Below are 5196 nucleotides of genomic sequence, written 5' to 3' on the forward strand. Positions count from 1 at the left end.
CCCCAGCCCGATCCCAATCCCCCAAGCCCCCATCCTGCGAGTTGAGGACGATCGGGGTCAGGTGTTGGGGGTGGCCGAAGTCCGAACCCATGAGCCAACACCCCGGCCATCCACTCAGGCGTCAGCCCTACTGGCCGCTAAGGTGGTTCTAGTGGGGCCAGAGACCTTGACAGCCCCAGAGTAAGTTCAACAGCCCCCCACCTCGATTAGTCGAGAGTGAGCAGATAATCACACAGGCGGAGCAGGGTTTGGACACGATCGCCCATCAGCGTCACCCGTTGCTGGCGGGTAGTGGCTTGACGAGCCGCCTTGAGAAACGCAACATCAGTACTTAAGAGACGCAAATACTTATGGATTTCGGGATGGACCGCCTGCTGCTGTTGGCGCTGGGTGGGGCTAAGGCCCTCTGGATTCAGGGATAGAACTGCTTGAAACTGGGCCTGGGCGGTAGTGACGGCCTCGATCCGTAACGCCCGATCCGGATCGGCCTGGAGACGGCCTTCCAGATCTAGCAACACTTGCCGCAAGTGAGCATAGGCATCACTGTAGGGTTGAGGTAACATTGGAATACACAATCAGCACAGTTGATCAGGACAGCACCGTGGGTTAAGGCAGCCGTGTGGGTTAGGACCACACAGTTGACTCGGAACAATCATGCCCACTAGGGTAGTTTCACTTGGTTAACTGCCAAGGGCAAATACTTAGCTGCTTTGCGCTGACCCGTTCTGAACTGTCCTGATGCCATTAACCCAGGCTGGCATAGGGATGGCAGTATCCACTTGGCACATCGGTTCAGGCATCGGCTCAACCAGGGTGATGGGTCAATTCTAGAGGCTACCCGTCCCTGTCTATGCTGCGAGAGGGCAATCTCCCTGCCTTGGGGCAAGCGGCTAACCCCGCGTGATCGTTGAATTTTAATGTTTGATTAATTTAGATTAAACTTTAGTTTAAGTAACTTAATATTGCGTATCAGAAATTACTTAATCTGATCGCCTATTCATTTCTAGTATAAGAAATTACCTGTTCTAATTGCCTTGCTCATCGCCGCTCATCCTCAGTACGCAAGCACCCACCCTCAAGCTGATTCCGGCGATCCTGGTTTGATGCCTTGCCGACATTGCCTACCTTCGTTTCAGTTTTGCCCAGCATGTGCTCCATGAACGTTACTACCTTACCGATTGATTCGACAGCCGTCCCAGTTGATACGGTCTCACCGGACCCCATTGGTGCGACCTCACTGGACTATGAGGTTGTGCCGGACTGGTTGCGATCGTGTCTCATCCTGAATGGTCAGGACCTACCCACCTCCCCCCCCACCCTTGAGGGCAACCGAGAAGTCGGCGACAGCGACTTTCCCGTCATTAGCCGACCGATCCCCCTGAGTCCGGAGGATAACCGCCTGATCTGTCAGGCATTTGAGTTTGCCTACTGCCTCCATGCGGGCCAACGGCGGGCATCCGGCGAACCCTATATTTGTCATCCGATCGCCGTTGCGGGGCTTCTGCGCGACTTGGGGGGCAGTGGGGCGATGATCGCCGCTGGTTTTTTGCATGACGTGGTGGAAGATACGGAGATTACCCCTGCCGAAATCGAGGCCCGGTTTGGGGCGGAGGTTCGCCAGTTAGTTGAAGGCGTTACGAAACTCTCAAAGCTCAATTTTTCCAGCAAAACCGAGAGTCAGGCAGAGAATTTTCGCCGAATGTTTTTGGCAATGGCCCAAGATATCCGGGTGATTGTGGTGAAACTGGCCGATCGCCTCCATAATATGCGCACGCTGGAACACCTCAAGGATGAAAAGCGCCGTCGTATTGCCCTGGAAACCCGTGAAATTTTTGCCCCCTTGGCGAATCGTTTGGGGATTGGCCGATTTAAGTGGGAATTAGAAGATTTGTCCTTCAAATATCTAGAGCCAGACGCCTACCGGGAGATGCAGGGGCTAGTGGCCGAGAAACGGATCGATCGCGAATCCCGCCTTGCCAAAGCGATCGCCCTCCTGCAAGAGCGCTTACACCTGGCGGGGATCAACTACGCCGATATTAGTGGCCGTCCTAAGCATCTTTATAGCATTTATCAAAAAATGCAGCGGCAACAGAAGAGTTTCCATGAGATTTATGACATTGCCGCCATTCGCATTATTGTCGAAACCGCCGAAGAATGCTATCGTACCTTGGCGATCGTCCATGATGCCTTTCGTCCGATCCCCGGTCGTTTCAAGGATTATATTGGCCTACCCAAACCAAACCAATACCAGTCCTTGCATACAGCGGTGATTGGTCTGAATGGGCGGGCAATGGAGGTGCAAATCCGCACGGTCGAAATGCATTACATTGCTGAGTACGGGATTGCAGCCCATTGGAAATATAAGGAAACGGGTCACTCCAACACGCCCCTCTCGGCCAAAGAACACAAGTTTACCTGGCTGCGGCAACTCTTGGACTGGCAAAATGATCTCAAAGATGCCCAGGAATACCTGGATAACGTCAAGGACAACCTGTTCCATGAGGATGTTTATGTCTTCACTCCCCGTGGCGATGTGATTTCCCTAGCCCGACAGGCGACGCCGGTGGATTTTGCCTATCGCATCCATACGGAGGTCGGAAACCACTGTGCGGGCGCGAAGGTCAATGGTCGCCTGGTTCCCCTAGATACGGAACTGCGCAACGGTGATATTGTCGAAATCATTACCCAGAAAAATTCCCATCCCAGTCTGGGCTGGTTGAATTTTGTCGTAACCCCCGGTGCCCGGAACCGGATTCGCCAGTGGTATAAGCGATCGCACCGGGACGAAAATATTGCCCGTGGGCGGGAATTGTTAGAGCGGGAACTGGGGAAAAACGGCCTGGATGCCCTACTCAAATCGGCCCCGATCCAAGCTGTGGCGGAACGCTGTAACTACCACAGCATCGACGACCTGTTGGCGGCCCTGGGGTATGGCGAGGTAACCTTGAACTTGGTAGTCAACCGCATTCGGGATGCCGTCAGCGGCAAATCAGCCCCCACCCTGCCCCCCACCCTGCGTGATGATCAGATCCAAGTCTCGCCTAGCCAGCGACCTGATCTGACCACCCATTCCCCGATCGCGGGGATTGATGGTCTGATGCACCATATTGCCGGGTGCTGTAACCCCATTCCGGGTGAGCCGATCATTGGCGTGGTCACGCGTGGGCGAGGGATTTCGGTGCATCGCCATGACTGTGAAAATTTAGTCCATATAGAGGGGGATCGCCTTATTCCCATCAGTTGGAATTTAGGGCAGAATAGCAGTGGTCGTCCCCATACCTATCCGGTGACCTTACAAATTGAGGTGATTGATCGTGTGGGGATTCTCAAGGATGTCCTGGCACGGCTAGCGGATAATGGCATCAACGTCCGCCATGCCGAGGTAAAAACCCACCATGATCGACCCGCGATTTTGGATCTCTGTATCGATGTCCAGGATCGTGTCCAACTAGAGCGCACCTCGATCCAGATCAAAAAACTGAGTGATGTCTTAAACCTGCGTCGCATTAACTAATACCCTGGCTCCAAGGGGGCGTCTGCTTACAAAACTTAAAATTTCACCCAGCCCCCTTGCTCTTCTCACAACAGTCCTGCAAAATCCGAGAGCGACGGCCTCTGGCCGCTTCTACTCGATCGTTGAGACCTATTGCTGCCTCCGTTTTGCGCCGTGATCATGCCGTTTCCGGGAAAAAACCTCTATTCCATCCTGCACCGCCGACAACGCTTTTCCCGTCGCCGTTGGCTATGTACCTGCTTGGCCGTCGCCTGTTGCTCAACGGGCGGGTGGCTGACCCTGCGATCGCTGCAGCGGGCGGGTGAAGTCCCCCAGGCTGTGCTAGTTCTAGGGGGTGCGCCGGAACGGGAGCACTTTGCGGCTGAATTTGCCCGCCAATACCCCAACCTACCGATCTGGGTTTCTTCGGGCACCAATCCAGAGTATGCCGAGTGGGTTTTCGCCGAAGCGGGGATTGCCGTAGAACGCTTGCATTTGGATTATCGCGCCGTCGATACGGTCACGAATTTCACCACTTTGGCCGATCAACTCCAGGCTCAGGGGGTTCGTAGCGTTTACCTGATTACCTCCGACTATCATATGCGCCGCGCCGTCGTCATTGGTGAAATTGTGCTGGGCAGTCGTGGGATTCATTTCCAGCCAGTTCCGGTTGAGTCCGATCGCTCCCCGGAGTCTTTGAATAAAGTCGTGCGGGATGGGGTGCGGGCAATCCTATGGGTCGCGACGGGGAATACGGGCCTGAGCCTGGTCAAACGCCATCCGTCTTATTAGCATCCCCTTAGAAGAAAGACGGGGGTGGACAGGGATTAGACGCAAAATATAATGCAGGATTTTGCATTGAACGGTACCCTGGGTTTGGGCATTTCGCTGCGATCGGCGGGCAGGTATCGCGGAACTCTGCCGGTCCAATGGGCATCATAGGCCATAGAATGAACACCCCCACTAGGGCAATCCCATCGGCTTTGTCAGCGTGGGGTGGGCATCCTGCCCGTTCAGGCTAGAAGCCTACCTAACAATCCTGGACGAATCATTTAGGATTGCTGTAATCAGCCGCAGCCCCTGTACTCCTGGGAGGAAAACTTGATGAAACCCCTACTTCGCTTTGGCCTTACTGTCCTCACTGCCACCCTGGTGGGAGCGACTGGCGGTTTGCGATCCGTCAATGCTGCGACCTTTGGACAACAGGAAGTAGAGCAGTCCAAGTTGATTGCGATCGCGGCTCCTCGTGGAACTACGGGTGCATACCAACTGCTGATTTTGGAGCAAACGTCGGCCCAACGGCCTTGCTGGGCTGAAAGTGGCAGCAACCCAACGGTGATTGATCCCCTATTACTCACCTTTAATTTCACAGGGATTTGCGATCGTAAAACCGATAGCAACGGCTTCTCGATTCGGATGGGGGGTGAGGATTTGGCCCTCAACTACAACCTGCGCGTTGTCCGCACGGCCAATGACCTCGTGCTGATTGGGTACCCCAGCCGCGATCGCAATGCCCCCATTCTCGAAATCGGTCGGGCCTATGGGGTGATCCCCGGCGAGTTTGCCAAAATTATCCTGAACCCCAACTGGCGGTTTGCCAAACGCACCTTCGGCGAGAAAACCCTCGGCCATATTTACCTGGCAACGGATCTGAGCCTTGCAGAAATGGCAGCCACGACAACCCCACCTACCCTGTCCCCGCC

5 protein-coding genes are annotated in these 5196 nt (G+C 54.7%); 4 read left to right on the forward strand and 1 reads right to left on the reverse strand.

Annotation, left to right across the window (positions count from 1 at the left end):
- Positions 1-184: hypothetical protein (locus ACWIUF_RS09455; protein WP_448572111.1), on the forward strand; the 184-nt coding region annotated here is incomplete at its 5' end.
- 22 nt (positions 185-206) lie between these two features.
- On the opposite strand, the gene patD is transcribed toward ACWIUF_RS09455, so the two are convergent.
- Positions 207-563: a heterocyst frequency control protein PatD gene (gene patD, locus ACWIUF_RS09460; protein WP_448572112.1), complete on the reverse strand. Its 357-nt coding sequence runs from the start codon at positions 561-563 to the stop codon at positions 207-209.
- A gap of 593 nt (positions 564-1156) precedes the next feature.
- Here patD and ACWIUF_RS09465 point away from each other — a divergent pair.
- The 3 genes from ACWIUF_RS09465 to ACWIUF_RS09475 form a co-directional block, all read left to right on the forward strand.
- The gene (locus ACWIUF_RS09465) at positions 1157-3514 is read left to right on the forward strand and encodes a RelA/SpoT family protein (protein ID WP_448572113.1); all 2358 of its coding nucleotides are present in this window, start codon (positions 1157-1159) and stop codon (positions 3512-3514) included.
- A gap of 159 nt (positions 3515-3673) precedes the next feature.
- On the forward strand, positions 3674-4285 hold the full coding sequence (locus tag ACWIUF_RS09470) for a YdcF family protein (protein ID WP_448572114.1): 612 nt from the start codon (positions 3674-3676) through the stop codon (positions 4283-4285).
- Positions 4286-4597: 312 nt separating this feature from the next.
- Positions 4598-5196: DUF3747 domain-containing protein (locus ACWIUF_RS09475; protein ID WP_448572115.1), on the forward strand; the 599-nt coding region annotated here is incomplete at its 3' end.

Source organism: Trichothermofontia sp. (assembly GCF_053493415.1).

Bases quoted from the DNA above. Each gene is read 5' to 3' on its own strand.
- ACWIUF_RS09465 (WP_448572113.1), top strand. From the start codon at position 1,157: ATGAACGTTACTACCTTACCGATTGATTCGACAGCCGTCCCAGTTGAT.
- patD (WP_448572112.1), bottom strand. From the start codon at position 563: ATGTTACCTCAACCCTACAGTGATGCCTATGCTCACTTGCGGCAAGTG.
- ACWIUF_RS09470 (WP_448572114.1), top strand. From the start codon at position 3,674: ATGCCGTTTCCGGGAAAAAACCTCTATTCCATCCTGCACCGCCGACAA.